Raw genomic sequence first — 25,782 nt, 5'->3', positions numbered from 1 at the left:
CGTCTGCTCCCGAGGCAGTTGAGGTTCCTGCGGTGCGGCGTGGGCGGGGTGGTGCGGCTGCGCGGGCCTCGCGGGAGGCCGTGGGGGATGTGTGGGGTGCGGATGAGTCTGGGGGACCGGAGACGGTGCCAGACGTTGTTGCTGCGGAATCGAGTGCGTCGGCAGATGCTGAGGGCTCCCCGGAAGGTGCGGCGCTAAGCCAGCGAGGTGGTGCACGCTCGGCTGCCGCCGAACGCAAGGTAAGTGCTGAGGCGGCGCGGTCGATGCCGGGCAGCGAGGCTGAGGATGAGCCGGAGCGGCGTAGTTGGCTTACTGCGCGTCAGAGCGGTGACGACGCGGAGGCTGGGGGACCGGCCAAGGGTTCGCGCGGCGGTCGTGGGTGGGGTGGTGGTGGGTCTCTGGGAGGGCGCCAGGGCGGCAAAAAGGCTCGGCGTGGTGGTGCTGCTGAGGGCCGTGATACCGGTGGTTCTAGCGGGTCCGGTGGTTGGGGTGGGGCTGGTAATGCAGGTGGGGCAGGTGGGGCAGGTGGGGCAGGTGGGGCAGGTGGGGCAGGTGGTTCAGGTGGGGCCGGTGGTTGGGGTGGGTCCGGTAGTTCGGGTGGGGCTGGTGGTTCTGATGGGGCTGATGGGTCCAGTGGCGGGGGTGGGGCTGGTCGGTCGGGTGGGGCTGGTGGGGGTTGGGGGGCTGGTTCGGGGGAGCGTAGTAAGAAGCGTGGGCTGGCGTCTCGGGGGCCGGTAGGGAGTGGGCGTCGGCGGCGGGATGCGGCGGACGAGCTGGGGGAGTCCGCGGTGGCGGACGGGTCGGATCCGGCGCAGGTGGCCCGAACGATTTTGCTGGACAAGTTGTCGGGGCAGCCGCGGACCCGGGCGGAGCTGGCGGATGTGCTGGCGGAGCGGGGGATCGCGGACGAGGTGGCTGATGAGGTGCTGGATCGGTTCACCGAGGTCGGGTTGATCGACGACGCGGCGTTCGCGACGGCGTGGGTGGAGTCGCGGCACCGGGGGCGTGGGCTGGGCAAGCGGGCGCTGGCGCAGGAGTTGCGGCGGCGTGGGGTGGACGACGAACTGTCGCGGGATGCGTTGGAGGAGCTCGATCCGGAGCAGGAAGAGGAGACGGCTCGCGCGCTCGTACGGAAGAAGCTGCGGTCGATGCGCTCCCTCGACCGGCAGGTGGCGATGCGGCGGTTGCTCGGGATGCTGGCCCGCAAGGGCTATCCGGGTGGGATGGCGATGAGCATCATCAAACAGGAGCTCGATGCGTCACACGAAGAGTTCCCGCTGCTGGATTCGTCCGGGATCGAGGTGGAGTGATGGCGACCCTGCAGGATGTGGAGCGGCTGGTGGCAGAGCTGCCGGGGACCGAGGAGACGACCCGGCACGGGTATCGCACCTGGGTCGTCGGCGGTAAGGCGTACGCCTGGGAACGCCCGTTCAGCAAGGCGGATCTGAAACGCTTCGGCGACGAGACCCCGCCGGAGGGGCCGATTCTCGCGATCCGGGTCGAGGACCTCGGCGAGAAGGAGGCGGTGCTGACCGCGCGCTCGGGCGACGGGTTCTTCACGATCTCGCACTTCGACAACTACGCCGCCGTACTGATCGAGCTGGATCAGGTTCCGGAGCCGGTGCTGAGAGATGCGTTGCTCGACGGCTGGCTGGTGTTCGCGCCGGCCGCACAGGCTCAGGACGTGATCGCGGCGCGAAGACGGCGCGCAAAGGACTGATAGCCGGCCACGAAGTCGGGTGGCGCCGCGATGAGCTGGAAGTCGGCCTCGAGGAAGGTCAGCGGCAGCACGAGCCAGTGCCAGCTGTCCAATGCCACGGTGACTTCCGTGGTGTTCGCGTCGACTGTTCGGGTCTCCACGTCCTGATATTTGAAGGCGTCGATGACGGCCTCGGCCGGGGCATCGATCACGAGTCGCACCGGGTGCTTCGCCTTCTGCAGGCCCTCGCGGAGGTACGCCGTCGCTGAGTCCGCGGGTAGCGGTCGCGGGGTGAAGTACGTCGTACTGTGCCGCAGGTCGGCGATGCGGTCGACGCGGAAGACCCGCCAGTCGTCGCGGTCGAGGTCCCAGGCCAGCAGGTACCAGCGCAGCAGGTGGTGGATCTGCCGGTACGGCTCGACGCGGCGGATGGTCTCGGGGCCGCTCGCGGTGCGGTAGGCGAACGAGATCTGTTCCTGGCGTCCGATGGCTTCGGCGAGTTCGCCGAGCTGGTCCGCGGGCACGCTCGGCGCTTCTTGGTGACTGGTCTCGACGCTGGCCCGGACCGCGACAGCGCGCGATCGCAGCCGCGCCGGTAGGAACTGGTCGACCTTGCCGTAGGCGCGCGTGGCCGCGTCGTCGATCCCGCCCTCCGCTGCCGAGCCGACCGAACCCAGTGACGCGAGCGCGAGCAGTGTTGCGACCGCCTCGTCGTCATCGAGGACGAGCGGCGGCATGGTTCGCCCGGCGGTCAGCCGGTAGTAGCCGCCGGGACCGGGCTGGGTTTCCACCGGATAGCCGTAGCTGCGCAGCCGGTCGACGTCCCGGCGGAGCGTGCGAGGGCTGACGCCGAGCCGCTGGACGAGCTCGTCACCGCTGAACGAGCGCCCGGACTGCAGGGTCGACAGCAACGCGAGCATCCGTGCGGTGACGTCGGCCATGCACCCATGATGGCAAAGGATGCGGCCAGAATCCGGCCACATCCGGTCGTAGCGTCACACACATGAGAGCTATCACCCTTCGCCAGGCCCGGACGAACAACCTCGCCAACCTCGACCTCGACGTACCGCGGAACCAGCTGGTCGTGTTCGTCGGCCGCTCGGGGTCGGGGAAGTCGTCGCTGGTGTTCGACACGATCGCCGCCGAGGCCGGATTCCAGCTCAACGAGACCTTCCCGCCGTTCGCCCGCAACAGGTTGCCGAAATGGGCGCGCCCGGACGTCGAGCACATCGACGGGCTGACTCCGGTGATCGTGATCGACCAGCGCCGGATCGGCGGCAACGCGCGGTCGACCGTCGGTACGGTCACCGACACGTGGACATACCTGCGGCTGTTGTTCTCGCGGCTCAGTGACCCGTACGTCGGTGAGTCGAACCGGTTCTCGTTCAATGACCCGAGCGGGATGTGCCCGACGTGTTCCGGGCTGGGCGAGGTAGTCGTGAGTGCCGTCGACCGGTTCCTGGACCTCGACAAGTCGCTGGCCGACGGCGCGATCCGGTTGCCCGGCTTCGGCCCGGGCAAGTACTGGTACGCGCAGTACGCCGACATCGGCTCGTTCGCCATCGACACCCCACTCCGCGACTGGTCCGAGGGCGAGCGCGAAGCCCTGCTGTACGGCGGTCGCGCGGCCGCCGAACTCGGCCGCAAACTGCCGAAGGACTATGAGGGTGTCGTGGAGCGGTTCGAGCGGATCTACCTGCACACCGCGGACAACCTGTCGGAGCGCAAGCAGGCGGCGATCCAGCAGTTCACCCGGTCGGGCACCTGCCCGGAGTGCGACGGGGATCGACTCGCGAAGCCGGCGCGAACTGCGACCGTGCTCGGCCGGACGATCGGTGAGCTGGCTCGGTGGGAGATCACCGAGCTGCTGGAGTTCGTGCGGGGGATCGATGAGCCGGCCGTCGTACCGGTGGTGTCGGCGTTGGCGGCGCGGCTGCAGGCGATGGTCACCATCGGGCTCGGCTACCTGGCGCTCGCGCGGGCGACGACGAGCTTGTCGGGCGGTGAGTCGCAGCGGATCAAGACCGTGAAGCAGCTCGGGTCGAGCCTGACAGAGCTGACGTACGTCGTCGACGAGCCGACTGTCGGTCTGCATCCGACCGATGTGGAGTCGATGATCGCCCTGCTCGAGCAACTGCGGGACAGCGGCAACAGCGTGCTCGTGGTGGAACACGATCCCGCGGTGATGCGGCACGCCGACCAGATCATCGAGGTCGGGCCGGGTGCCGGGGCTGCGGGCGGCCGGGTGGTGTTCCAGGGCACGTACGACGATCTCCGGGCGGCCGAGACGCCGACGGGGCGTGCGCTGAGACGACCGGGCCGGGCGGGCGACGGCGTACGGCGGCCGGACGGCGAGCTGGTGGTGGCGAACGCCGTACGGAACAACCTGCGGGATGTGACGGTACGGATTCCGGGTGGGGTGATGACGGTACTGACCGGGGTCGCGGGCTCCGGGAAGTCGAGTCTGGCGGCCGAGTTGGTGGCGCAGCATGCCGCCGTGGTGATCGACCAGAAGGCGGTCGGGACGAGCCGGCGGTCGACGCCGGTCACGTACACCGGGATCGCGCCGGCCATCCGAAAGTTGTTTGCCCAGAGCAACGACGTACCGGTGGCGATGTTCAGCGCGAATTCGGCCGGGGCGTGCCCGGAGTGCCGGGGACTTGGTGTGCTGCACACCGACCTCGCTTTTATGGAAGGGCAGGAGGTGGTGTGCCCGGCCTGTGCCGGCCGGCGATTTTCGCCGGAATCCCTGACCTATCTGGTGAACGGGTATTCGATCGCCGATGTCGACGACCTGACGATCGAGCAGGCGATCACGGAGTTACCCGATGCGGGCATCGCCCGCGGGCTGCGGCAACTGGCGGCGGTCGGGTTGGGGTATTTGCGGCTCGGGCAGTCGCTGAACACGCTTTCCGGTGGTGAATGTCAGCGGGTGAAGATTGCCAAGGAACTGCGGGTCGCGGAGGGGCGGACGACGTACGTGCTGGACGAGCCGACGACCGGGCTGCACCTGGACGACATCGAGACACTGCAGGGGGTGCTGGACCGGCTGGTCGGGCACGGTCACAGCGTGGTCGTGGTCGAGCACAATCTGGAGGTGGTCCGGCGGGCGGACTGGCTGATCGACCTCGGTCCGGGGCCCGGCCGGCACGGCGGAACGGTGCTGTTCGAAGGGCGGCCGGAGGACTATCTGGACCGGGAGACGCCGACGAGCCGCGCGCTGGCGGCCGAATCCGTGGCGGTGTGAGCGGCGAGGGGCGTTGACGGGTCGGTTGCGACGGTGTGTTATCCGAAGTAGGCCCGGTGTTTTGCCGGGTCCGTACGCTGGGGATTTTCCGTCGATCCGCCCCTGACACACCGCGGAGGGTGCAATGAACGAATTCCAGGAACAGGCGAAGAACTGGCTCCGGAACGTCGTCAAGCAGAACCCGGACAAGATCAAGGCCGGCGTCGAGAAAGCCGGTGATCTGATCGACCAGCAGACCGGCGGGAAGTACGCGGCCAAGGTCGACGCGGTACAAGAAAAGGTCGGCGGTTTCGTCGACAAGCAGAACGGCGATTCCACCGCGACGCCGGACGCCACCCCCGACAGCACCCCGCAACCCGCCGACGACACAACCGCCGCAGCCGACGACGCGACCGGCGCAGCCGACGACGCCACGGGCGCTGCGGAAGATGCAGCCGGAGCCGAAGAAGACACCGCAGGCGCAGCAGAAGACGCGGCTGGTGCGGAGGAAGATGCGGTAGGCGCCGCAGAAGATGCCGCCGGTGCCGAGGAAGACGCCGCGGCCGCAGATCCCGAAGGCTGGACCGTCGGCGGCGAGACCCCCGAACCGTCCGACGCCGCCTCGGCCGGCTCATCGGCCGAAGGCGCCGAGACCGGCGGAACCGCCACCGGCGGCCTGCCCGGCCCGCGCGAGTAGCAGCGGCAGGACCGGATGCGCCGCCTGTAGCGGAAAGTAGTCAATCGTACTCACGGTGTCATCCTCGGGAGGGTGGCACCGGGAGAACGGGACGGCGACAGGCGGCGCGGTTTCATTCCTGGGCTGGGTTGAGCGGTGGGTGTGGTGATCGCTCTGTGTGCACTGGCAGTGACGGTGGTGGGGGTGGGCCGGGGCTTCGTTGCCGAGTGAGAATGCTGGACCACTTCGAGTGCTGGTCTGTTGCTGCGATCGGGTCGCGGATGTGGTGGGGCCGTGGGCGAGTGTCCGTCTTGACCGGGTGATGGGGCACGCCTAGCCTCGGGAATACGAAGGGATCACTCCACCTGACGGTGGCGGTTATAGCGAGCTGGCAGTTCTCACGAGCTGAGCGAAACGACGGCGACAGGTCTGCCGCCGGATCGACGGTGCCCTGGTGGCGATGCCCCCGTCGCCTGGAGTCCGAGCCGTCGCAGCTGGACCGGTTGGCACCGGATATCGCCGTACCCGGTGACAGTGAGTGATCTCTCCGACCGACTGACACAGTCCCGCCTGGTGCGTGACTCGACGAGGGGAGAGGCCGATGGCACTCGTGGCATTGGCGAGCTCCGCCGGGCCGACCGTGATCGGCCTGACCGTGGTCGGTCTGGTGATCGCCGGCCTGCTGGCCTGGATCGGCTTCACGCTGTCCCGCCGCAAGGCCGCCGACAACTCGGCCGCCCTGGCCAACGCGCAGCTCGAGGCCTCGACGATCACGAGTGGCGCCAAGTCGCAGGCCGAGCTGATCAAGCGGCAGGCCGAGGAGGAGGCCGCCGTACTGCGGGTGCGGGCGGAGACGACCGAGCAGCGCGCGGAGGAGATTCGCCGCGCCGCGGAGGACCGGGCCTCGGAGGTACGGCGGGATGCGGAGCAGCGGGCGTCGGACGTCCGGCGTGAGGCCGAGGCGGAGGCGCAGTCGATCCGCGACGATCTGCGTGAGCAGCGCCTGGAGATGGAGCGGCGCGATCACCGGCTGACCGAGCGCGAGGAGCGGCTCGACGAGCAGCACCGGCAGGCTGAGGAGCGGCAGAGCGAGCTGGCCGCGCAGCTGGCCGAGCTCGACCAGCGCAAGGCCGAGATCAAGGATCTCGAGGACGAGCGCCGCCGCATTCTCGAAGGCGTCGCGAACCTGACCACCGAGCAGGCCCGGGCCGAGCTGGTCGCGTCGATCGAGGCCGAGGCGAAGCGGCACGCGCACACGATCGTCCGCGATCTCGAGCGGCAGGCGCTGGACGAGGGGGAGACGAAGGCGCGCAAGATCATCACCGGTGCCGTCCAGCGACTCGCGAGCGAGCAGACGAGCGAGTCGGTGGTGTCCGTCGTGCACCTGCCCAGCGACGACATGAAGGGCCGGATCATTGGGCGCGAGGGGCGGAACATCCGCTCGTTCGAGCAGACCACCGGCGTGAACCTGATCATCGACGACACCCCCGAGGCAGTGCTTCTCTCTTGTTTTGACCCAGTCCGGCGGGAGACCGCGCGGCTGACGCTGGATTCGCTGGTACTGGACGGGCGGATCCACCCGAGCCGGATCGAGGAGATCTACGAGCGCAGCAAGGGTGAGGTAGCCGAGCTGTGCGAGCGAGCCGCCGAGGACGCGATGGCCGAGGTCGGCATCACCGACCTGCATCCCGAGCTCAGGCGGACGATGGGCCTGCTGCGCTACCGGACGTCGTACGGGCAGAACGTGCTGAAGCACCTCATCGAGTCCGCGCACATCGCCGGGATGATGGCGGCCGAGCTCGGGCTGGATCCGAAGCTGTGCAAGCGTGGCGCCTTCCTGCACGACATCGGCAAGGCGCTCACGCACGAGTCCGAGGGCAGCCACGCGATCGTCGGTGCCGACCTGGCCCGCAAGTGGGGTGAGAGCGACGACGTCGTCCACTGCATCGAGGCGCACCACAACGAGGTCGAGGTCCGGACGGTCGAGGCCGTGTTGACTCAGGCCGCGGATGCTGTCAGCGGCGGCCGGCCGGGTGCCCGCCGGGAGTCGCTGGAGGCCTACGTGCAGCGGCTCGAGCGGCTCGAGGAGATCGCGATGCACCACGACGGTGTCGAGAAGGTGTTCGCGATGCAGGCCGGTCGCGAGATCCGCGTGATGGTGCTGCCGGACGCCGTCGACGACATCGCGGCCCAGGTGATGGCGCGCGATATCGCCAAGCAGGTCGAGGAGGAGCTGACGTATCCGGGGCAGATCCGGGTGACCGTCGTACGGGAGTCGCGGGCTACCGAGGTCGCGAAGTAGCAGCCTGCCAGAGCAGCTCGTAGCCGCCGTGCTCGACTCGATCGGCCGCGTGCTCGAGCAGCTCTGAGCGCCAGTCCAGCTCCATGCCGTCGCGCCAGTCCCGCTCCGCGTCGTAGAGCATGGCCAGCTGCGACGGGTAGCGCGCGACCGCGTCCATCTTCTGCTGCAGATGCGCTGGGGTGACATCCGGCACGGATACCGGTCGGCCGGCTGCGGAGTGCGCCTGCCCGGCCGCGTAGGGGAAGTCCTCCCACAACACCAGCTTCAGGTTGTGCTCACGCGCCAACCGGGCGACCGCATCGCGGGTGATCCGATGATCGACATGATCACCGAAGGCCGCGCAGGTCCACAGTTCGGCCGGCCACTCGTCACCGAAGGACTTGTGGATCGCTTGAGCGATCTCCTCGGCCAGCGCGTTGTCCGTCGGTGCCTCGAACAGGGAAGCGAAGGACTCGATCTCGTCCAGGCGATAGATCGAGTCCAGGAACGGCAGATGCAGCGGCCGTGCCCCGAGGATCCCGGTGGCCTCGAGGTCCTCTTGACGCCTCCGCTGTACGGCGTCGTCGCCGAGCCCGCACATGGTGTGGAACGCGTCGGCGAACTCCGAGAACGGCGGCGCCGGATCACCGGCGAACACCGTGCAGATGGTGACATCGCGACCCCGGTCGACCAGAGCGGCCACTGTCGCGCCAACACTCAGCACTGCATCGTCGAGATGAGGTGAAACGACCATGATCGGTCTGTCGGTGCGCATGTGGTCCCCAGAGGTAATTGGAAGGTTTCTTTCCAGTTGACCACGCGAGTCACCGCACAGCGAGGACGCTGCCCGATCGGCCGGGCTCAGCGGCCCGACCGTGCACCTTCAGCTCTTGCCTCCAGCTGCCGCAGGACCGCCGCCGGAATCCGGAGACCGGTCTCGCGCAGACTGCCGACGAACTGCTGGACCAGTACGTCGCTCCGCCCCACCATCAACGCGACGACATCCCGCGCCTGCGGCGGATCAAGCCGGTGCACGGACCCTGTGAAGCCGGCCGGAATGCCACTGACCGGTACGACGGCCGCCCCGAGTCCCGCCGCGGCCAAGGCGGGCGCCGTCGTGGTTTGACGGGTCCGGATGACGACCTCGGGGGACACCTGGTGCTCCCTGAACAACCCGTCGAGCCAGCCGGCCAGGCCGTGCGGACCGGCGTACTGGATGACTGGGTAGCCGTGCAGCGCGCTGATCGGGACCGGGCCGGGGTGGTCGCCGAGTGGGTCGCCGGTCGCGAAGACGATCACGACCTCCTCGCTGGCGAGCAGTTCGAGGGCGCCGTCCCAGCGGGTCGGGCGAGGACAGATCGCGACGTCGATCTCGTCGTTGGTAACCATCGCAGCGAGTTCGTCGGCGCTGGACCGCTCCTGCAGGACGAGGCGAATCTTCCGGTGACGCCGGCGCCAGGTGCGGAGGAGCGGTGCGAGCAGTCCCGCCGTCATCGAACCGGCGCAGCCGATCCGGAGCTCGCCCTCGTCGAGGGCGGCACGACCGGCCTGTACGACGCGTCCGGCGGCCTCGATGGCTGCCCGCGCCGGCGGGAGCGCCTCGCGTCCGGCGGACGTGGGGCGGACGCCGCGGGGAAGCCGCTCGAGGAGTGGGGATCCCAGCTCGTTCTCCAGCATGGCGATCTGGTGCGACAGAGCGGGCTGCGAGAGGTGCAGCTTGGCGGCGGCCCCGGTGATCGAACCGGTCTCGACAGTCGCGACGAAGCACTCCAGGGCTCGCAACGTAGGCATAGAAACAGTCTATGGCAGACCTCGAAAACAAGTCTTTGTGCTGATGCCGACCGACGGCGAAGCTGATCGCATGACAACAGAACTAGCGGGCAAGCAGGTACTGATCGTTGCGGGATCCTCGGGGATCGGCCGGCAGTTGGCCCAGGATGCCGTGGACCAGGGCGCGCAGGTGACCATCACGGGTCGCAGCTCCGACGCCGTACAAGCTGTCGCCGCAAGGATCGAGGGCACGGTCGCCACGGCGGTCGTTGACCTGAGCAACGAAGAGTCGATCGCCGAACTGGCGACCGAACTCAGCCGGCGGGAGGTTGTGGTCGAGCACCTGATCTCGCTCGCCAATGCGCCGGCGAAGGCTCCGGTGGAGAAGCTGGAGCGCGAGGCCATCGTCCGCGCCTTCGACGCGAAGGTGATCGGTGCGCTGCTCCTGGTCAAACACCTCCGGCCGACCGTCTCCGTCACGCTCTTCGCCGGGATCGTTGCCTGGCGCCCCAAAGTCGGGATGGCCGTCACGGCGACCACCAACGGCGCGGTGGCGTTCCTGGCCCAGGCCCTCGCCGTCGAGCTGGCGCCGGTCCGCGTGAACGCCGTCTCGCCCGGCATCATCGACTCAGGCGTCTGGGACGGCGCAGGCAAAGAGAAGCTGTTCGCCGACACCGCCGCCCGCATCCCAGCTCGCCGCGTAGGCACGACCCGGGACATCTCGACCGCCGTCCTGGGCGCGATCACCAACCCGTTCCTGACCGGCACCGTCCTGCACCTCGACGGCGGCGCCCGCCTGGTCTGAGTCAGTCGGCGTACTTGGCCCGCCAGGCGGGCGGGTCGAACGGCGAGCCGTAGATGCGGGTCTCGCGGGCGATGCGCCCGTCCGCGAACTCCACGACGTTCGCCACGTAGTAGATGTCGCCGCCGTAGTCCGACCGCGCCAGTACGACGAAGTGGTCGCCCGCCCCGGTGATCCGCAGTACCTGGATCGACGGCGGATTCGGGTATTCGCGTTGCATTGCCCGCATCCGGTCCCGCCCGACGATCCGCTCACCCGACTGCGGCATCTCCAGCACGTAGTCGTCCGCCCGCATCTCGTGCTCCGCCTCCGCCGACAGTGCCAACTGCCCGTCCGACGGCCACAACCGCTCCAGCAACTCCCGATTCCGGTCCATCACCCCACCCTCCGCCAGCACCTTCACCCAGCCTTAAACCCGCTGCGGACGGCGCAAGTACGTCGTACGGTCGGGGCATGGAGATTGCGCCGGCCACCCAGGCAGATGTCGATCAGTTGATCGAGTCGCTGGCCGGCGCACCCGCGGCGCAGCACCATGTGCGCGGCCGCTGGCAGACGCAGGAGAGTGGGGACGGCGTTTACCTGCTGGCTCGTCGTGCAGGTGCACTCGTGGGGCAGACCATGCTGCTGCGGCACTCGAAGTACGCCGAACTGCGCGCTGCCGAGGACCCGGCGGAGATCAACGGGCTGGACGCGTTCGTCCGCAACGAAGGCGTCGGTACGGCGCTCGTCCGTGCGGCCGAGGCGTTGGCGGGGGACTGGGGCCGGGCGTGGATCGGGCTCGGCGTCGGACTCGGCAACGATGGCGCCCGGCGGTTGTACGAGCGACTGGGATACCGGCTGTGGCCCGGGGCGCGGGTTGTCGATCGGTGGACCGAGCAGGCGGCGGACGGGAGCGTCGTGCGGTCACATGCCGATGAGTGTGACTACTTGCTCAAGCCGTTGTGATCCTCGCGCAGGTGCGTGGGGGTGACGTCGATGGTGGTTTCGGCGACCTTGTCGTGCGGGGCGACGCTGTACTGCTTCTCGACGCCCGGTTTGAGCATGGTGGCCTCGTCGCGCATCCGCGGGTTGGCGAGCCGGTAGGACAACCAGATGCCGGCGGCGCCGGCCAGCATGACGATGATGCCCAGCGCGCGGAGGTTCAGGCTGCCCGATGTGTCCCGGACAGCGAACGCAATGATGGCGCCGATGGTGACGAGCGCGATTCCGACTCCGATTCGCATGTCTGACTCCTCTCGGAACACCTGGCCCCGTGACGTGGAGTAATGGATTTCACTCCCTGTACCCAAGGCGTCACCCCCTCATGCGCAGTGCGTCACGCACCAGATCCAGGGTCCGCTCCAACGCCTCCCACTGCGCTGAGCCCCACGTCACCATCCCCTCGCGCGCCTCAGCCTCGTCTGCCGCCGTCAGTCCGGGCTGCTCCAGCCGCCAGGCTCTGGCCGAGTAGTCGGCCACATATCGCCGCAGGAGGTAGAACGCGAACAGATCGAGGTGCAGCGGCACATCGGCCGGATAGGTCTCCAACACGTGGGTGAGCGCATGGGCGTCGACAGGCTGTTCCGTCTGCAGCAAGAGGGCCAGGTCGCACTCCGGGTGAGCCAGCCGAGCACTCTCCCAGTCGAGCAGACTGAGTTGCCCGGTGTCGTCCACCAGCAGGTTGCCGTTGTGCAGGTCGGTGTGACACAGGACGATCCGCTGCGGCAGCCGTCGTACGGCGGTCTGCAGCCGGAGGAGGCGTTCGCGCTGAGCCTGGTGCGGCATGGCGAACTCCTCCCGGGGGAGGGCGACAGTCGGCACAACTGTGTGGAGCCGGGCCAGCACGTGGCCGAGTTGGTGCAGCAGGGGCACGGTCCAGCCGTCGGGAGACCTGCCTGGTAGCAGCGGAAACAGGGCGACGATGCCGTCGGGTATGGAGACGGAGAGCTCGCCGGTGGTGGTCGGCACCGCGTAGGGGACGCGGAAACCCCGGGTGTGCAACTGGTCGACCAGGGGGAAGCGGAGCAGGGCACCGGCCGCGCTCTCCGCATCCACCCACAGTTTGACGAAGTAGTCGTCGCCCAGGCGATAGCAGACCGAGCCCCAGCCGAGCGGGATGAAGGTCAGTTCGCCGGAGACGCCGTACGACGTCTTGATCGCAGTGAGCAGCGCTGAACGGTCGATCGTGGGTTCTGCGAGCATGCGGTCAGCGGAACGCGTTCTGGCCGGTCAGGGCCTGGCCGATGACCAGTTGGTGGATCTCGGAGGTGCCCTCGTAGGTGAGGACGGACTCCAGGTTGTTGGCGTGCCGCATGATCGGGTATTCGCCGCTGATGCCGTTGGCGGCCAGGATGGTGCGGCACTCGCGAGCGATCGCGATGGCCTCACGGGTGTTGTTCAGCTTGCCGACGCTGACCTGCTCGGGGCGCAGGGTGCCCTTCTCCTTCAGCCGGCCGAGGTGGACGGCCAGCAGGATGCCCTTGTTGAGCTCGACGGCCATGTCGGCGATCTTGGCCTGCGTGATCTGGTAGCCGGACAGCGGCTTGTCGAAGACGCTCCGCTCACCGGCGTACGCGATCGCCGTCTCCAGACAGTCCCGGGCCGCACCCATCGCACCGAAGATGATGCCGAAGCGTGCCTCGTTCAGACAGCCCAACGGGCCCGACAGTCCTTGTGCCTCCGGCAGTACGGCGCCGGCCGGCAGCCGGACGTCCTCCAGCACGAGCTCCGACGTGACCGATGCCCGCAGCGACATCTTCAGCTTGATCTCCGGCGCGGAGAATCCCGGCGTCGCCGTCGGTACGACGAATCCGCGCACCCCCTCGTCGGTCCGCGCCCACACCACCGCGACATCGGCGACCGAGCCGTTGGTGATCCACATCTTCGAACCGTTCAGGACCCAGTCGTCACCGTCGCGCCGCGCGTTCGTCCGCATCCCACCGGGGTTCGAACCGAAGTCGGGCTCGGTCAGCCCGAAGCACCCGATCGCCTCGCCCGCGGACATCCGGGGCAGCCACTCTTCCTTCTGCTCGGCGCTGCCGTACTTCCAGATCGCGTACATCGCCAGCGACCCCTGCACCGACACCAGTGACCGCATACCCGAGTCCGCAGCCTCGATCTCCAGACACGCCAGCCCATAGGCCACCGGCCCCAGCCCGGCACACCCGTACCCGGTCAAGTGCATCCCCAGGAACCCGAGTGACCCCAGCTCCTTGGCCAACTCCCGAGCTGGGATCGAAGCGCTCTCGAACCACTCCGGCAGCGATGGCCGCAACCGCTCATCGGCGAACCGCCGCGCAGCCGCCCGGACATCGACCTCCTCCGCAGTCAGCAGCGAGTCGACGTCAACGAGATCCAGCGAAACGGTCATGGCCAAACGCTAGCCCTAACCAGACCACAGTGAAGGGAGGTTTATCTCACTTCCGGTACCAAGGCCACCACCAGTGGCGTTTGCGCGGGTGCCGAACGGTCATCGAGCTGTAGCGCGCAGCGCCCTTCACGATCAGGTGTACGCCGTTCGGTCCGGCCGGCGCTGTCTTGTTCGAAGCGGAGCCGCCGTGCAGCTCGACGTCGTCCAGCGTCACGGACCAGCCGACCGGCACGATCATCGTCATCGAGCTGTGGGTGAGGTTGGCCGTGACCGTCACCTCGCGCCAATGCACGGTGGCGTCGGTGAAGTCGAGGCGGGCCGAGGAGTGCACGAGTTCGGCGGCGACCCGCTCCGGGACCTGCCAGGCGCCCTCACGCTTCTGCGCGCTGTGGGTGGCGCGGATCGTCACTTCGGCCGACTTGGTGGTGTCCCGGACCGGGACCAGGTCGGCGGTCGCATCGCGCAGTTCGAGCTGTGTCTTGGCGGCGTACACCTGGGTCAGTCGCTCGTCCAGCTCCTGGAAGTCGAGGCGGCCGTCAGTATGTGCTTCCTGGAGCACGGTGGCAGCGCGTTCGCGGTCGTTGTCAGAGGCCCGTTGACCGGGCGGCGGCTGCTCCAGACTCATGTGGCCAACGGTACGCCGTTTACTCCGGGGCGACGGTTACAGCACACACCGCCACCTGGGATGATGGCGACGTGAATCCGCGCACCGTCGTCATCCTCGGCTCGACCGGTTCGGTCGGCACCCAGGCGCTCGAACTGATCGGGCGCAACCGCGACCGGTTCCGGGTGCTCGGCCTGTCGGCCGGTGGCGACAACGTCGGGCTGCTGGCGGAGCAGGCGCTGGAGTTCGGTGTCGAGGTGGTCGCGGTGGCGAAGGCCACAGTGGCGCAGGATCTGCAGCTGGCGTTCTACGCCGAGGCGCAGCGCCAGGGGTACGCGCAGGGCGAGTTCCGGATCCCGAAGATCATCACCGGACCGGACGCGTCGAGCGAGCTGGCCGCGACCCCGTGCGACGTCGTACTGAATGGCATCACCGGTTCGGTCGGTCTGCACCCGACGCTGGCGGCGCTCGACGCGGGTAACACGCTCGCCCTGGCGAACAAGGAATCGCTGGTGATCGGCGGTCCGGTGGTCACCCGGCGGGTGAAGCCCGGGCAGATCGTGCCGGTCGACTCCGAGCACAGCGCGATCGCGCAGTGCCTGCGTGGTGGCGCACCCGACGAGGTCCGCAAGCTGCTGCTGACGGCGAGCGGCGGGCCGTTCCTCGGCCGGAAGCGCAGCGAGCTCGCCGACGTCACCGTGGAGCAAGCGCTTGCCCACCCGAACTTCGCGATGGGCCCGGTCGTCACGATCAACTCTGCGACGCTGGTCAACAAGGGCCTCGAGCTGATCGAGGCGCACCTGCTCTTCGGGATCCCGATGGAGCGGGTCGAGGTCGTCGTCCACCCGCAGCAGGCGGTGCACTCGATGGTCGAGTTCCACGACGGCTCGACGATCGCGCAGGTCTCGCCGCCGACCATGACGCTGCCGATCGCGCTCGGTCTGGGCTGGCCCGACCGGATAGCGGACGCGTCGCCGCCGTGGGACTGGGCCACCGCGAGCACCTGGCAGTTCCTCCCGCTGGACGACGAGGCGTTCCCGGCGGTCGGCCTGGCCCGTGAGGCCGGCACCCGCGGCGGTACCGCCCCGGCCGTCTTCAACGCCGCGAACGAGGTCTGCGTGCAGGCGTTCCGCGACGGCCGGCTGCCGTTCCTGGCGATCGTCGACACAGTGGCCCGGGTGCTGACCGATCACGACGTACCCTCGTACGAGGAGCTGTCCGTCGACGACGTCCTCGCGGCAGACGCCTGGGCGCGGACCCGGGCGCGCGAGATCACCGGAGTACAGGAGACCACGAACGCATGACCGCACTGCTCACCTTCCTCGGCATCGTGGTCTTCGTGATCGGCATCATGGTGTCGGTCGCGCTGCACGAGGTCGGTCACATGGTGCCTGCCAAGGCCTTCGGAATGAAGGTCACCCAGTTCTTCTTCGGGTTCGGCCGGACCGTCTGGTCGGTCAAGCGCGGTGAGACGGAGTACGGGCTCAAGGCGATCCCGGCCGGTGGTTTCGTCCGCATCATCGGGATGCTGCCGCCGGCCAAGGGCCAGGACCCGGGCAAGGTGCGGAAGGCGAGCACCGGCCCGATCCAGTCGATCGCCGAGAACGCGCGCAACGCGGAGTACGAGACGATCGACCCGGCCGACAACGGGCGGCTGTTCTACCAGAAGCCGTGGTGGCAGAAGCTGATCGTGATGACGTCCGGCCCGCTGGTCAACGTCGTGATCGCGTTCGTCCTGTTCGGCGGGCTCTTCATGCTGTACGGCGCCAACGTCGCGCAGACGACCGTGTCCACGGTCACCGACTGCGTGATCCCGGCCAGCCAGGCCAGTGTGGACCGCAAGTGCACCGACAACGACACGGTGTCGCCGGCGAAGACCGCGGGCTTCCAGGTCGGGGACAAGATCGTGTCGTTCAACGGCACCCAGATCTCCAGCTGGGACCAGCTCACCCCGCTGATCCGCGCCAACACCGACAAGCCCGCGACGATCGTTGTCGAGCGCAACGGCGCCCAGCAGACCCTGCAGACCAACACGATCGTGAACCAGGTCCCCAAGGAGGCCGGGTCGGACGAGTACGTCTCGGTCGGCTTCCTCGGTGTCTCGCCGGAGATGAAGCTGGAGCGCCAGGGGCCGGCGTTCGTGGTCGACAAGATGGGCGAGCTGACCGTCGCCACCGTGAAGGCGATCGGCCGCTTCCCGGAGAAGCTGGTCGGCGTCGCGAAGTCGATCGTCGGCGGCGAGCGCGACCAGGACAGCCCGATGAGTGTCGTCGGCGCCAGCCGGGTGGCCGGCGAGATCGCGTCGAACAACGACCTGACCGGTGGTGAGCGGATCGCCTTCCTGGTCTCGTTGCTGGCCTCGCTGAACCTGTTCCTTGCCCTGTTCAACTTCATCCCGCTGCTGCCGCTCGACGGCGGCCACATGATCGGCGCGATCTGGGAGGGTCTGCGGCGCGGCTTCGCCAAGCTGTTCGGCCGCCCCGACCCCGGGTACGTCGACGTCGCCAAACTGCTCCCGATCGCCTACGTGATGGCGACCGTGATCACGGTGATGGGTGTGCTGCTCGTCATCGCCGACATCGTGAACCCGATCCGTCTGTTCAACGGCTGACCCTCTCACCCACGAGTAAGGAATCATGAGTATCTCCCTGGGCATGCCCGCGCTGCCGCCGCCCGTCCTGGCCCCGCGCCGTAAGACCCGCCAGATCAAGGTGGGCAAGGTGCTGGTCGGTGGCGACGCGCCGATCTCGGTGCAGTCGATGACCACGACGCTGACCTCCGACGTCAACACCACGCTGCAGCAGATCGCGGAGCTGACCGCGGCCGGCTGTGACATCGTCCGGGTCGCCTGCCCGTCGCAGGACGACGCGGAAGCGCTGCCGGAGATCGCCCAGCACTCGCAGATCCCGGTGATCGCCGACATCCACTTCCAGCCGAAGTACGTGTTCGCCGCGATCGAGGCCGGCTGTGCGGCGGTCCGGGTGAACCCGGGCAACATCCGCAAGTTCGACGACCAGGTCAAGGAGATCGCGGCCGCCGCCAAGGACCACGGCACCTCGATCCGGATCGGCGTCAACGCCGGTTCGCTCGACCCGCGGCTGCTGAAGAAGTACGGCAAGGCCACGCCCGAGGCGCTGGTCGAATCCGCGGTCTGGGAGGCGTCGCTGTTCGAGGAGCACGACTTCCACGACTTCAAGATCTCCGTGAAGCACAACGACCCGGTGATCATGGTCCGCGCCTACGAGCTGCTCTCCGAGCGCGGCGACTGGCCCCTGCACCTCGGCGTCACCGAGGCCGGCCCCGCCTTCCAGGGCACCATCAAGTCCGCCACCGCGTTCGGCGCGCTGCTCTCCAAGGGCATCGGCGACACCATCCGCGTCTCGCTCTCGGCCCCGCCGGTCGAGGAGGTCAAGGTCGGCCTGCAGATCCTGCAGTCGCTGAACCTGCGCGAGCGCAAACTCGAGATCGTCTCCTGCCCCTCCTGCGGCCGCGCCCAGGTCGACGTCTACACCCTGGCCGAGCAGGTCACCGCCGGCCTCGAGGGGATGGAGGTCCCGCTCCGCGTCGCCGTCATGGGCTGCGTCGTGAACGGCCCCGGCGAAGCCCGCGAAGCCGACCTCGGCGTCGCCTCCGGCAACGGCAAGGGCCAGATCTTCGTCAAGGGCGAGGTCATCAAGACCGTCCCCGAGTCCAAGATCGTCGAGACCCTGATCGAGGAAGCCCTCCGCATCGCCGAAGAAATGGGCGACTCCGCCACCGGCGAACCCTCGGTCACCGTCGGATGACGCAGTACCTGGTCGTCAGTGCTGTACCCGGTGAGGCGCGGTATGTCCCTGAGGGGCTGCCGGTACTGATCACCGGGGTCGGCAAGACGCAGGCGGCTGTCGCCGTGGCGCGGGCGTTGGCGGGGCGGGACACGGCGGATCTGGTGGTGCTGAATGTTGGTACGACGGGGGCGCTGCGGGACGGGTTGTCGGGGATCTACCTGCCGAGTGCGGTGATCAACCACGATCTGAATGCGGAGGCGATCCGGGCGATCGGGCTGGATCCGCAGGAGGAGTTGCCGGTCGACGGCGGTGATGGGACGGTGCTGGCGTCGGGCGACGTGTTCGTGGCCGACCCCGTCGTACGGGATCGGCTTGCGGAGCGGGCGCATCTGGTGGACATGGAGGCGTACGGCGTCGTCTACGCCTGCCGCGAGTTCGGCGTACCGGTGAAGGTCGTCAAGCACGTGTCGGACTCTGCTGACGATGCGGCGTTCGACTGGCCGGCCATGGTCGATGCCAGTGCCAAGGTGCTGGGGGAGTGGCTCACGCAGTACGTGCGCGAGGCATGACCCGATCCCTGCGGTGCCGGATGACCATCCACAGTCCGGAGACCGTCAAGGACGGCTGCCGGCAGTTCCAGCGCTGCAGCCGGTGCGGGGACCACTTGGATGAGGTGTTCTTCCACACGTGGACGGAGCCGCAGACCTACCCCGACGAGCGCGATCCGTGTGCCGCGATGCAGAGCTGCACGGTCTGCGGCAAAGACCGGCAGATGAGTGTTCACAGCTACCGCACCTATGCGGGTGACCAAGTGCCGAAGCCGCGCGTGCAACTGGAGTCGTTCGAGCGGCACCAGTGCGTCCGAGTCGAGATCTGTGAACGCTGCCAGTGGACCGGCTCGGACAGGTGGGACCACGACTACCGCGGCGGCAGGAAATGCCACCGCTGCGGCGACATCTACGAGGAAAGCGAAGCCTGAGCGAGCCTCTGGCTATCCTGGCTTGACCTTGACCCTGGGGGCAAGGTTTAGCGTGGGTTCACGAGGAGGCAGGATGCGGATCGGGGATCTGGCGGCAGCGGCCGGGGTGACGGTGAAGGCGGTGCGGTACTACGAGTCGCAGGGCTTGCTGAAGCCGCGCCGGGAGTCCAACGGGTACCGCGCGTACGACGCCGAGGACGTGGTGATCGTGCGCGAGGTGAAGGCGTTGCTGAGTCTCGGGCTGACTGCGGAGCAGACGTACCCGTTCATCGAGTGCCTGCGCGCCGGCAACGACCGGGCCGACGTGTGCCCGGCGTCGCTGACGGCGTACCGGATCCGGATCGCCGAGGTGGATCAGCGGATCGCTGAGCTCACCGCGCTGCGCGGCAGGCTGACCGGCCTCCTGACCGATGCCGAGAGCTGGAGGACGAACCAACGATGAGTGATCTGCAAGAGGTCGACGAGACCACCTTCGACGAGCTGGTACTGCGGGCGGACAAGCCGGTGCTGGTGGAGTTCTGGGCGCAGTGGTGCGGACCCTGCCACCAGATCCTGCCGGTCCTCACGCAGATCGGTGCCGAGCGCAACGATCAGCTGACCGTCGTGAAACTCAACGCCGACGAGAACCCGGCGATCTCCGCCGCCTACCGGGTGATGGCGCTGCCCACGCTGATGCTCTTCCATCACGGCCAACCGATCTGGGCGGTCGTCGGTGCCCGCCCCAAGGCCAAGCTGCTCAAGGAACTCGACGACGCACTACTTGCGACCGTCTAGCCCTTCGATCATTGCAGCCATGACCTGCTGCCAGTGAGTGCGCTGGCGTTCGCGCTCGTCCGCGTCCGCCAGCCGCTCCTGGTGGAAACGCAGTACGGTCTTGCTGCCCGCCGCGGACACCGCCACCTGCACGGTGCTCTCGTGTGACCAGTCGTGCGGCTGCCAGGTCAGCCGCACTCGGTCGTTCTCGTGCAGACTGCGGACCTCGCCGACGGTCCCGTCAGCAGTCTTGTACGCCGCTCCGTCCGCCAGCTCCGCACCTTTGCCCAGCCAAAGGGTCACGCCGGCCGGACTGATGACGAAGTCCCAGACGTCGCTCACCGGGTACGGGAGGGTCTTCGAGACGCCGATGTTCCACCCGGCGTCCTTGGTCTGCCCGGTCGCCATCAGAGCGCCGTCTGCTGGTGGAAGACGACGCGCCAGTCGCCGGAGGTGTTGTTCCAGACCGTGCTCGCGTACGACGGGAACTGCGCCTCCTGACCGTCGACCAGCGCCGTCACCTCGACGCGGTACGTGACGATCGCCGTGCTGTCGTCGACCACGATCACCTTCTCGTCGGTGCGCGGAGTCTTCAGGTAGGGATTGTGGTTCGCCTGGATGCCCGGTACGGCGGCCGCCTTGTCGATGATGCCGTACTTGCTGACGGCGAGCGCGTCGTCGCGGAGCCAGTGCGCGTAGAAGGAGCCGTCACCTTCGCGGTTCGCACGCCACAGCTGATCCTCGAGCTCTAGCAGGGTTTCCGGGACGCTCATGGGAGTCTCCTCAGCCTGTAACTGGTTATACCGGTGTGCGACACCGACTATAGTGGTTACATGAAGCCAGGGGCAAGACGTCTGACCGGCTCGGACGGCGTGACTCACACGTTCGATCCGGGCAGCTTCGCGCTGGAGCTGATCCTGAGCGGCGGCCCGCCACCGTGGGACCGCTACGAGCAACTGCAGACGCCCGAGGACGCCGCCACCTGGCTGGCCGGGTCGTACCTGGCCGCGGACCTGCCGTTCACCGCGGAGGACGTGCGGATCAGCAAGGCCGATCTCACCCGCCTGAAGGAATTCCGCACGCTGCTGTGGCACGTCGTACCGGCTCTGATCGCCGATGCGAAGGACGTTCCTGGAATCGACAAGCGGCAGCTGACACCGGCGGATCGCGAATACCTCAACTCAACAGTGGGGGAGACGCCGCGCCCCGAGCTGGACGAGCGCGGTGCCATTTGCTGGCAGACACCCATCACCATGCGACAGGTCCTGGGCGCAGCCGCCCAGGACCTGATCGAGATCATCGGGAGTGACCGAGTCTCCCGCCTGCGAATGTGCCAGGGCAGCAACTGCGCCCTGATGTTCTACGACACCTCACGCCCCGGCAACCGCCGCTGGTGCTCGATGCAGCGGTGCGGCAATCGCCACAAGGTCGGCAACTACCGCACCCGCCACAGTGATTAACGCTTCTGAAAGATCCACCGCTGACACGGACCACCGTGGTAGAACCACGTGATGACTTCGGCATGCGCCGTTCGGTTGCACCCGGCGACGTCCATCGACAATCCGGTTCCCGCCTGGATGACGCTGTAACTTCCGCCCGGGCTCGGTTCGATCCGCCAGAGCTGACACTCCGACTCGTTGCTCGTCCAGAGCGTCACGTTGGCTGCCGGGAGCTTCGAGCAGCCTTCGAGGTCGAGCACCTTCGAGGTCTTGCCGTCAACGATCTTGTACAGGTCGTCCCCCAGACTCTGCAGCTTCCAGGACTCGCACAGGCTCCCCGGGACGTCGTCCCACATCCGTACGTTGGCGCCGTCCTCGGTCTGGCAGTTCTCGACGTCGAGCACTGCCTCCGCGCTGGTGGCAGCAGACGTCCGGTACTTCGCGGTGAGATTCTCACCCAACTGTGTCGCGTTGTACGTCGGCCGCAAGATCCACTGCTGGTTGGCTGCCTGGCCGCAGGTCTCCTGCTTGACGGGTTCCAGATCAGCTGGTGACGCACCGATGATCGAAAGACACTTCCCGCTGTGCGCGACCTTCAGCTGGACGACGGTGTCGTAGCTGGCTCCGTCGACGTAGGCCAGGGTCACCTGCTGGTTCGCTGTCGCTTCGCCGTTGCCGTTACCGCACGGCCACTGGATCAGCTCGCCGCCGTCCGCCATGCTCCAGCCGCCGATATCAGCGCATTTGAGCGGGCCCTCCGCGGTCGCCGTGTGAGCCGGCTTCAGCGCGTACTGGTCGGTGCCGGCGATCTGGTCGATGTGGAAGCGGGCATGCATGGCAAGTGTCTCGCAGGTGTACTGGATGTACTTCGCCTCATTGCCGACGTTCCCGCCCAGGACGTTCATGCACTTGCCGCTGTTGCGGTTGACCAACTCGTACTCGCGGTGCTCGATGTCGAACTTCGGCCCGGTCACCGCCCCGACTTCGCCCTGCCAGCCGAGCACCCGGTCGGCAAAGGCCGTCCCGCTGGACCGGAAACTGAAGACCTGCCGGTCCACCGGAGCAGTTCCACCGGCGTAGAGGATGGCGGCGTCGCCCATGCCGTCGGCGTTGTAGTCACCGGTGGTCAGCGTCGCCTTGGACAGATCGAGATCGATCGTCTTGCGCCACCAGGAGCTCTGGGTGAGCGCGGTACCGGTCGAGCGGAGCACGGTCAGCCCGGCGTCGGTCTGATTGCCGGACGCCCCGTACTCGTACAGCGCCACGATGTCGTCCTTGCCGTCGCCGTCCACATCGGTCACCGCCGGCCGGCTCTTCTCCCAGCAGAGGTTGCCGGCACCGGAGTCGTAGATCGTCTGTGCGGCGGCGAATCCGGTGCCCGTCGACTTGTACAGGTCGACTGTCGTCCGGCAGCCGTTCAGGTTCCGCACACTGACCAGGTCGAGCTTCTTGTCACCGTCGATATCGGCCAGCAGCGGTGCGCTCGCCGACCACGGGTTGCCGGCGGCCGAGGTGGCCCAGGTGGTCGGCGCCGAGAAGTTGTTCGCCGCCCGGAACACCAATGCGCTCCAGTTGTTGCTCCCGGCGTTCTGGACGACGAGGTCGGCCTTGCCGTCGCCGTCGACGTCACCGCCGATCATCCGGGCGGTGCTCAGCGGCCACCCGTTCGGACCGCTGGACCACAGCGCCGGCGGAGCATCGTAGCGGTTGCCGTCCGAGGTGAGCTTGTAGAGGTAGATCTGCCGGCCGGCGCCCTCGCGGAACAGCGCGAGATCGGTCCGGCCGTCACCGTCCAGGTCGCCTTGAACCGGCCGGGTGCGGTAAAGGTTGAAGCCGCCACCCTCCCGGCTGTCCCAGCCGATGTAGCCGGGGTAGAAGGAGCTGTCGCCCTGGGAACCGAAGTTCCAGACTGCGGTCCGGCCGAAGCCGTGGTCGACCACCGAAGTGATGTCTGCCCGGCCGTCACCGTTCACGTCGTTGCGGACACGGGTCACCGGTGGCGGGTTGTCGTCGAGTGCCTGCAGGCTCCACTGCTTGAACTTCTCGCTGATGTTGCCGGCGCTGTCGACCGCCTTCACGAACAGCGAGGCCGATGGCGTCTGCGTGGCGGGGTCGATGAAGACGGTGGCCGGAATCGTGGCCTGGCCGCCGATCGCCTTCACCCGCATCGTCATCTTGTCCTGCTGATAGCCGAAGAGGAACTCGGTCACGTCGGTGTCCACCGCCGCGCCGATCTTGAACGTGATCTTGCCGGCGGTCCGGATCTGCAGCACGGGTTCGCCGTTCGGGAAGTCGCTCGACACCACGACCGGGGTCGCGGGCTTCACCTTGTCGACGACGAACCAGCAGTCGGGAGTTGTGGCACCGCTCTCGATGTCGTCGCGCGAGGTCGCGATGTACCGGTACTTCTTGCCGGAGGTCAGCTTGTCCGCCGGAACCTCGGGCCACGAGAAGGCCGCGCCGCTGACGGTCGGCCCGACATCCGAGGACCACGCCTCCACTCCGCCCTCGTCGATGATCTGCAGCTTCGTGGTGACGTTGTCACCGGCGTCCGGGTCGTTGGCGATCGCGGCGAACTGCGGCTGCAGAGTGGCGATCGGCAGTGGGTTGTCCTTGGTGGCGCAGGGCCGCGGACGGGTGAAGTTGAAACTCTTCGGGACCCGCGGCGGGGTGTTGTAGGTGATCGAGATGACCGCCGTGTTCGGGTGGAACTTCTTCCACTGCCACTGGTCGCCCTCGTTCTCGGCGCGCAGCCCGAACGACACCTGTGGGCCGCGGGCGTCTGCCACCGCTTGGAGGACCTGCCGCAGCCGCTCGTTGCCGAACTCGATCGGGTTGTCCTCGTTGTGCGGGTACGCCTCGCCGTACGACGTGGCGACGTGCTCGCGCCAGTAGCCTTCCTGGTTGGTCCACTTGACGACATCGGTGCTGAGCAGGTCGTTCAGCCACCACAGCTGCACCGGCCGTTTGGTGCCGTCCGGTGATTTGTTGACGGTGATCCGGAAGGTCGCACTGATGACATGACTGCCGGCGATGGTCTGGGCGCCGTTGGTGGTGTTCATCAGGAACATCGACCGGTACTTGTGGTTCGACTCGCCGTAGATCGCGCCCATCTTGGCGCCTTCGTCGTTGCGGTCGTAGGTCCAGCCCTGGTCGGTGCCGCTCATCTTCGTACTGACGTGCAGCCAGTTGACCAGGCCGCCACCGATCGACGGATCGATCAGCACCGGGTACTTCGTCCTCGGGTCGGCCAGCACCTTCTGATCCGGCGTGAGCGACATCGTCGATCCGGCCAGCCTGATGCCCAGCCTGGCGGTCCTCTCGGCCGCGTCCCACATGGTCGGCGGGGGAGCGGTGAAGACCGTCTCGCCCTTCTTGCCCTGGGCAACCGTCGTACCGTCGTTGCGTACCGACAGCTTGAGGCTGTCACTGCTGATCGGGTAGTGCAGCGTCCGCAGCGCCGGGTTCGCCCCCGCGGCGCGGGTCTTCACCACCAGCAGATGCTGGAAGTCGGTGACGCCGACCACGATGCGCAGGTCCACGCCCGGCAGTACCTCCGCGTACGTCGCTGTGTCACCGTCCAGCCGGGGTGCCGGCAGCACGCCCGGCCACCCCATGCTGATCCGCTGACCACGTCGCCCGATCGTCAGCAGATGCCCGGACCCCCCGCCCGACAAGACGATCGGCGTCACAGCGGCCTTGGGACGGATACTCCCATCAGCGCCCTTGATCAGCGTCGCGTCCGGTGCCACCCACCGCTGCTTCTGCCGCACCCGGACCGGCAGTGCGTGCTGCTCCATCGTCTTGGTGCCGTCCGGGTTGGCGTAGACCTCCGCGGTCTCCGACCGCAGGTTCTCGATCTCGACCCGGCGACCGCCGGCCTTGGCAGCCTCGACCGCCTTGGCCATCGGCGAAAGCTCCGCGGCCGGTGCCGCGGCCTCCGGTGCGGCCGGACCGGCCTGCGCCGCCAGGGCGGGCTCGGACGGAACCACCGCTGACGTCCACAACAACCCTGCAGCGGCAAGTCCTGCCGTCAGTGCTCCCCATCGCATCTGCGACCACCTCACTGTGAAGACCTCACGAAACGGGCAAGCCGAAGCGGTACGGCGCCGGGCCCAGACCACCATCACATGCATCGAAAGGGCCGGACACCGTTTCGGTTCAGCTCGAACGGTGTCCGGCCCGCTACTGCTCAGACCGTTGTGGGCAGGTCGTACTTCCTGGCCACGTACAGCAGTACTGCGAGGTCGACCGACTTCTGATGCAGCTCCAGCAGCACCCGGTCACCCCAGTCGGTCAGCGTGAACAGCTGACCGCGGTTGTCGCCGACCGTGATGTCCGAGACCTCGTAGCTCATCTCGGTGTCCGGGTCGTTGTCGGCGAACTCGATCACCTCGATGAGCCTGCCGTCGAACTCGAATACATCCATCATGTGTG

General features: G+C 67.9%; 27 protein-coding genes. 15 read left to right on the top strand and 12 right to left on the bottom strand.

What is annotated here, in order from left to right:
• Nucleotides 1-788 precede the first annotated feature (788 nt).
• Nucleotides 789-1,310 (top strand): regulatory protein RecX, encoded by a 522-nt coding sequence (locus ACFCV3_RS20800; protein ID WP_376032077.1) that lies wholly within the window; start codon nt 789-791, stop codon nt 1,308-1,310.
• Nucleotides 1,310-1,720: a hypothetical protein gene (locus tag ACFCV3_RS20795; RefSeq protein WP_376032075.1), complete on the top strand. Its 411-nt coding sequence runs from the start codon at nt 1,310-1,312 to the stop codon at nt 1,718-1,720. The genes ACFCV3_RS20800 and ACFCV3_RS20795 overlap by 1 nt, the downstream gene beginning before the upstream one ends.
• Here the strand turns inward: ACFCV3_RS20795 and ACFCV3_RS20790 are convergent.
• On the bottom strand, nt 1,678-2,640 hold the full coding sequence (locus tag ACFCV3_RS20790; protein WP_376032073.1) for a helix-turn-helix transcriptional regulator: 963 nt from the start codon (nt 2,638-2,640) through the stop codon (nt 1,678-1,680). The two genes, ACFCV3_RS20795 and ACFCV3_RS20790, sit on opposite strands and share 43 nt — an antisense overlap.
• A 62-nt stretch (nt 2,641-2,702) precedes the next feature.
• Between ACFCV3_RS20790 and ACFCV3_RS20785 the strand changes: the two genes are divergently transcribed.
• From ACFCV3_RS20785 to rny, 3 genes are all read left to right on the top strand, one after another.
• Complete coding sequence (locus ACFCV3_RS20785) at nt 2,703-4,946, top strand: ATP-binding cassette domain-containing protein (protein ID WP_376032071.1); 2,244 nt, start codon at nt 2,703-2,705, stop codon at nt 4,944-4,946.
• A 124-nt stretch (nt 4,947-5,070) separates the two neighbouring features.
• A complete protein-coding gene (locus tag ACFCV3_RS20780; protein ID WP_376032070.1) occupies nt 5,071-5,622 on the top strand; it encodes an antitoxin in 552 nt (183 codons plus the stop codon).
• Nucleotides 5,623-6,202: 580 nt separating this feature from the next.
• A complete protein-coding gene (rny, locus tag ACFCV3_RS20775) occupies nt 6,203-7,903 on the top strand; it encodes a ribonuclease Y (protein ID WP_376032068.1) in 1,701 nt (566 codons plus the stop codon).
• On the opposite strand, the gene ACFCV3_RS20770 is transcribed toward rny, so the two are convergent.
• Together ACFCV3_RS20770 and ACFCV3_RS20765 are read right to left on the bottom strand one after the other, a co-directional pair.
• Nucleotides 7,884-8,657, bottom strand: coding sequence for a PIG-L deacetylase family protein (locus tag ACFCV3_RS20770; RefSeq protein ID WP_376032066.1), 774 nt, complete (start codon nt 8,655-8,657; stop codon nt 7,884-7,886). The two genes, rny and ACFCV3_RS20770, sit on opposite strands and share 20 nt — an antisense overlap.
• An 86-nt stretch (nt 8,658-8,743) precedes the next feature.
• Nucleotides 8,744-9,673, bottom strand: coding sequence for a LysR family transcriptional regulator (locus ACFCV3_RS20765; RefSeq protein ID WP_376032065.1), 930 nt, complete (start codon nt 9,671-9,673; stop codon nt 8,744-8,746).
• Nucleotides 9,674-9,743: 70 nt separating this feature from the next.
• On the opposite strand from ACFCV3_RS20765, the gene ACFCV3_RS20760 reads away from it, so the two are divergent.
• On the top strand, nt 9,744-10,457 hold the full coding sequence (locus ACFCV3_RS20760) for an SDR family oxidoreductase (protein ID WP_376032063.1): 714 nt from the start codon (nt 9,744-9,746) through the stop codon (nt 10,455-10,457).
• A gap of 1 nt (nt 10,458) precedes the next feature.
• Here ACFCV3_RS20760 and ACFCV3_RS20755 read toward each other — a convergent pair whose 3' ends face one another.
• Nucleotides 10,459-10,830: a nuclear transport factor 2 family protein gene (locus tag ACFCV3_RS20755; protein ID WP_376032061.1), complete on the bottom strand. Its 372-nt coding sequence runs from the start codon at nt 10,828-10,830 to the stop codon at nt 10,459-10,461.
• Nucleotides 10,831-10,907: 77 nt separating this feature from the next.
• Between ACFCV3_RS20755 and ACFCV3_RS20750 the strand changes: the two genes are divergently transcribed.
• Nucleotides 10,908-11,399, top strand: coding sequence for a GNAT family N-acetyltransferase (locus ACFCV3_RS20750; protein ID WP_376032059.1), 492 nt, complete (start codon nt 10,908-10,910; stop codon nt 11,397-11,399).
• On the opposite strand, the gene ACFCV3_RS20745 is transcribed toward ACFCV3_RS20750, so the two are convergent.
• The 4 genes from ACFCV3_RS20745 to ACFCV3_RS20730 all read right to left on the bottom strand — a co-directional run bounded on the left by ACFCV3_RS20745 (nt 11,378) and on the right by ACFCV3_RS20730 (nt 14,428).
• Entirely contained in the window at nt 11,378-11,677 is a 300-nt protein-coding gene (locus ACFCV3_RS20745) for a hypothetical protein (protein ID WP_376032058.1), read from the bottom strand. The genes ACFCV3_RS20750 and ACFCV3_RS20745 overlap by 22 nt on opposite strands.
• A gap of 70 nt (nt 11,678-11,747) precedes the next feature.
• Nucleotides 11,748-12,635 (bottom strand): phosphotransferase enzyme family protein, encoded by an 888-nt coding sequence (locus ACFCV3_RS20740; RefSeq protein ID WP_376032057.1) that lies wholly within the window; start codon nt 12,633-12,635, stop codon nt 11,748-11,750.
• Between the two features lie 4 nt (nt 12,636-12,639).
• Complete coding sequence (locus ACFCV3_RS20735) at nt 12,640-13,803, bottom strand: acyl-CoA dehydrogenase family protein (protein ID WP_376032055.1); 1,164 nt, start codon at nt 13,801-13,803, stop codon at nt 12,640-12,642.
• Nucleotides 13,804-13,849: 46 nt separating this feature from the next.
• Complete coding sequence (locus ACFCV3_RS20730) at nt 13,850-14,428, bottom strand: DUF1707 domain-containing protein (protein ID WP_376032053.1); 579 nt, start codon at nt 14,426-14,428, stop codon at nt 13,850-13,852.
• Nucleotides 14,429-14,499: 71 nt separating this feature from the next.
• Between ACFCV3_RS20730 and dxr the strand changes: the two genes are divergently transcribed.
• From dxr to trxA, 7 genes are all read left to right on the top strand, one after another.
• On the top strand, nt 14,500-15,711 hold the full coding sequence (dxr, locus tag ACFCV3_RS20725; RefSeq protein WP_376032052.1) for a 1-deoxy-D-xylulose-5-phosphate reductoisomerase: 1,212 nt from the start codon (nt 14,500-14,502) through the stop codon (nt 15,709-15,711).
• Entirely contained in the window at nt 15,708-17,018 is a 1,311-nt protein-coding gene (locus ACFCV3_RS20720) for an RIP metalloprotease (RefSeq protein ID WP_376032050.1), read from the top strand. Before dxr ends, ACFCV3_RS20720 begins: the two co-directional genes overlap by 4 nt.
• A gap of 25 nt (nt 17,019-17,043) precedes the next feature.
• Nucleotides 17,044-18,192 (top strand): flavodoxin-dependent (E)-4-hydroxy-3-methylbut-2-enyl-diphosphate synthase, encoded by a 1,149-nt coding sequence (gene ispG / locus ACFCV3_RS20715; RefSeq protein WP_376032048.1) that lies wholly within the window; start codon nt 17,044-17,046, stop codon nt 18,190-18,192.
• On the top strand, nt 18,189-18,743 hold the full coding sequence (locus tag ACFCV3_RS20710; RefSeq protein ID WP_376032046.1) for a nucleosidase: 555 nt from the start codon (nt 18,189-18,191) through the stop codon (nt 18,741-18,743). The genes ispG and ACFCV3_RS20710 overlap by 4 nt, the downstream gene beginning before the upstream one ends.
• 20 nt (nt 18,744-18,763) lie before the next feature.
• Nucleotides 18,764-19,153 carry a hypothetical protein gene (locus ACFCV3_RS20705; RefSeq protein WP_376032044.1) on the top strand — a complete coding sequence of 130 codons (390 nt, stop codon included), beginning with the start codon at nt 18,764-18,766 and terminating at the stop codon, nt 19,151-19,153.
• A gap of 73 nt (nt 19,154-19,226) precedes the next feature.
• Nucleotides 19,227-19,595 (top strand): MerR family transcriptional regulator, encoded by a 369-nt coding sequence (locus ACFCV3_RS20700; RefSeq protein ID WP_376032042.1) that lies wholly within the window; start codon nt 19,227-19,229, stop codon nt 19,593-19,595.
• Entirely contained in the window at nt 19,592-19,927 is a 336-nt protein-coding gene (gene trxA, locus ACFCV3_RS20695) for a thioredoxin (RefSeq protein ID WP_376032040.1), read from the top strand. Before ACFCV3_RS20700 ends, trxA begins: the two co-directional genes overlap by 4 nt.
• Here trxA and ACFCV3_RS20690 read toward each other — a convergent pair.
• A complete protein-coding gene (locus ACFCV3_RS20690; protein WP_376032038.1) occupies nt 19,910-20,314 on the bottom strand; it encodes an SRPBCC domain-containing protein in 405 nt (134 codons plus the stop codon). The genes trxA and ACFCV3_RS20690 overlap by 18 nt on opposite strands.
• Entirely contained in the window at nt 20,314-20,679 is a 366-nt protein-coding gene (locus ACFCV3_RS20685; protein WP_376032037.1) for a nuclear transport factor 2 family protein, read from the bottom strand. Before ACFCV3_RS20685 ends, ACFCV3_RS20690 begins: the two co-directional genes overlap by 1 nt.
• Before the next feature lie 60 nt (nt 20,680-20,739).
• On the opposite strand from ACFCV3_RS20685, the gene ACFCV3_RS20680 reads away from it, so the two are divergent.
• Complete coding sequence (locus tag ACFCV3_RS20680; protein WP_376032035.1) at nt 20,740-21,366, top strand: CGNR zinc finger domain-containing protein; 627 nt, start codon at nt 20,740-20,742, stop codon at nt 21,364-21,366.
• Here the strand turns inward: ACFCV3_RS20680 and ACFCV3_RS20675 are convergent.
• Both ACFCV3_RS20675 and ACFCV3_RS20670 read right to left on the bottom strand, forming a co-directional pair.
• Nucleotides 21,363-25,397, bottom strand: coding sequence for an RICIN domain-containing protein (locus tag ACFCV3_RS20675; RefSeq protein ID WP_376032033.1), 4,035 nt, complete (start codon nt 25,395-25,397; stop codon nt 21,363-21,365). The two genes, ACFCV3_RS20680 and ACFCV3_RS20675, sit on opposite strands and share 4 nt — an antisense overlap.
• Before the next feature lie 140 nt (nt 25,398-25,537).
• Nucleotides 25,538-25,777, bottom strand: a complete 240-nt coding sequence (locus ACFCV3_RS20670) for a hypothetical protein (RefSeq protein ID WP_376032031.1) — start codon at nt 25,775-25,777, stop codon at nt 25,538-25,540.
• Nucleotides 25,778-25,782: the final 5 nt, after the last annotated feature.

The organism is Kribbella sp. NPDC056345 (assembly GCF_042262745.1).
GTDB lineage: Bacteria > Actinomycetota > Actinomycetes > Propionibacteriales > Kribbellaceae > Kribbella.
Note: the sequence above shows the minus strand (reverse complement) of the source record. Positions and strands in the feature narration are given on the sequence as shown.

Coding starts and splice junctions, on each gene's coding strand:
- ACFCV3_RS20760 (WP_376032063.1), top strand. CDS start 9,744: ATGACAACAGAACTAGCGGGCAAGCAGGTACTGATCGTTGCGGGATCC.
- ispG (WP_376032048.1), top strand. CDS start 17,044: ATGAGTATCTCCCTGGGCATGCCCGCGCTGCCGCCGCCCGTCCTGGCC.
- ACFCV3_RS20765 (WP_376032065.1), bottom strand. CDS start 9,673: ATGCCTACGTTGCGAGCCCTGGAGTGCTTCGTCGCGACTGTCGAGACC.
- ACFCV3_RS20735 (WP_376032055.1), bottom strand. CDS start 13,803: ATGACCGTTTCGCTGGATCTCGTTGACGTCGACTCGCTGCTGACTGCG.
- ACFCV3_RS20785 (WP_376032071.1), top strand. CDS start 2,703: ATGAGAGCTATCACCCTTCGCCAGGCCCGGACGAACAACCTCGCCAAC.
- ACFCV3_RS20745 (WP_376032058.1), bottom strand. CDS start 11,677: ATGCGAATCGGAGTCGGAATCGCGCTCGTCACCATCGGCGCCATCATT.
- rny (WP_376032068.1), top strand. CDS start 6,203: ATGGCACTCGTGGCATTGGCGAGCTCCGCCGGGCCGACCGTGATCGGC.
- ACFCV3_RS20770 (WP_376032066.1), bottom strand. CDS start 8,657: ATGCGCACCGACAGACCGATCATGGTCGTTTCACCTCATCTCGACGAT.
- ACFCV3_RS20685 (WP_376032037.1), bottom strand. CDS start 20,679: ATGAGCGTCCCGGAAACCCTGCTAGAGCTCGAGGATCAGCTGTGGCGT.
- ACFCV3_RS20710 (WP_376032046.1), top strand. CDS start 18,189: ATGACGCAGTACCTGGTCGTCAGTGCTGTACCCGGTGAGGCGCGGTAT.
- trxA (WP_376032040.1), top strand. CDS start 19,592: ATGAGTGATCTGCAAGAGGTCGACGAGACCACCTTCGACGAGCTGGTA.
- ACFCV3_RS20690 (WP_376032038.1), bottom strand. CDS start 20,314: ATGGCGACCGGGCAGACCAAGGACGCCGGGTGGAACATCGGCGTCTCG.
- ACFCV3_RS20675 (WP_376032033.1), bottom strand. CDS start 25,397: ATGCGATGGGGAGCACTGACGGCAGGACTTGCCGCTGCAGGGTTGTTG.
- ACFCV3_RS20700 (WP_376032042.1), top strand. CDS start 19,227: ATGCGGATCGGGGATCTGGCGGCAGCGGCCGGGGTGACGGTGAAGGCG.
- ACFCV3_RS20795 (WP_376032075.1), top strand. CDS start 1,310: ATGGCGACCCTGCAGGATGTGGAGCGGCTGGTGGCAGAGCTGCCGGGG.
- ACFCV3_RS20720 (WP_376032050.1), top strand. CDS start 15,708: ATGACCGCACTGCTCACCTTCCTCGGCATCGTGGTCTTCGTGATCGGC.
- ACFCV3_RS20670 (WP_376032031.1), bottom strand. CDS start 25,777: ATGATGGATGTATTCGAGTTCGACGGCAGGCTCATCGAGGTGATCGAG.
- ACFCV3_RS20680 (WP_376032035.1), top strand. CDS start 20,740: ATGAAGCCAGGGGCAAGACGTCTGACCGGCTCGGACGGCGTGACTCAC.
- ACFCV3_RS20750 (WP_376032059.1), top strand. CDS start 10,908: ATGGAGATTGCGCCGGCCACCCAGGCAGATGTCGATCAGTTGATCGAG.
- ACFCV3_RS20740 (WP_376032057.1), bottom strand. CDS start 12,635: ATGCTCGCAGAACCCACGATCGACCGTTCAGCGCTGCTCACTGCGATC.
- ACFCV3_RS20705 (WP_376032044.1), top strand. CDS start 18,764: ATGACCATCCACAGTCCGGAGACCGTCAAGGACGGCTGCCGGCAGTTC.
- ACFCV3_RS20790 (WP_376032073.1), bottom strand. CDS start 2,640: ATGGCCGACGTCACCGCACGGATGCTCGCGTTGCTGTCGACCCTGCAG.
- ACFCV3_RS20755 (WP_376032061.1), bottom strand. CDS start 10,830: ATGGACCGGAATCGGGAGTTGCTGGAGCGGTTGTGGCCGTCGGACGGG.
- ACFCV3_RS20730 (WP_376032053.1), bottom strand. CDS start 14,428: ATGAGTCTGGAGCAGCCGCCGCCCGGTCAACGGGCCTCTGACAACGAC.
- ACFCV3_RS20780 (WP_376032070.1), top strand. CDS start 5,071: ATGAACGAATTCCAGGAACAGGCGAAGAACTGGCTCCGGAACGTCGTC.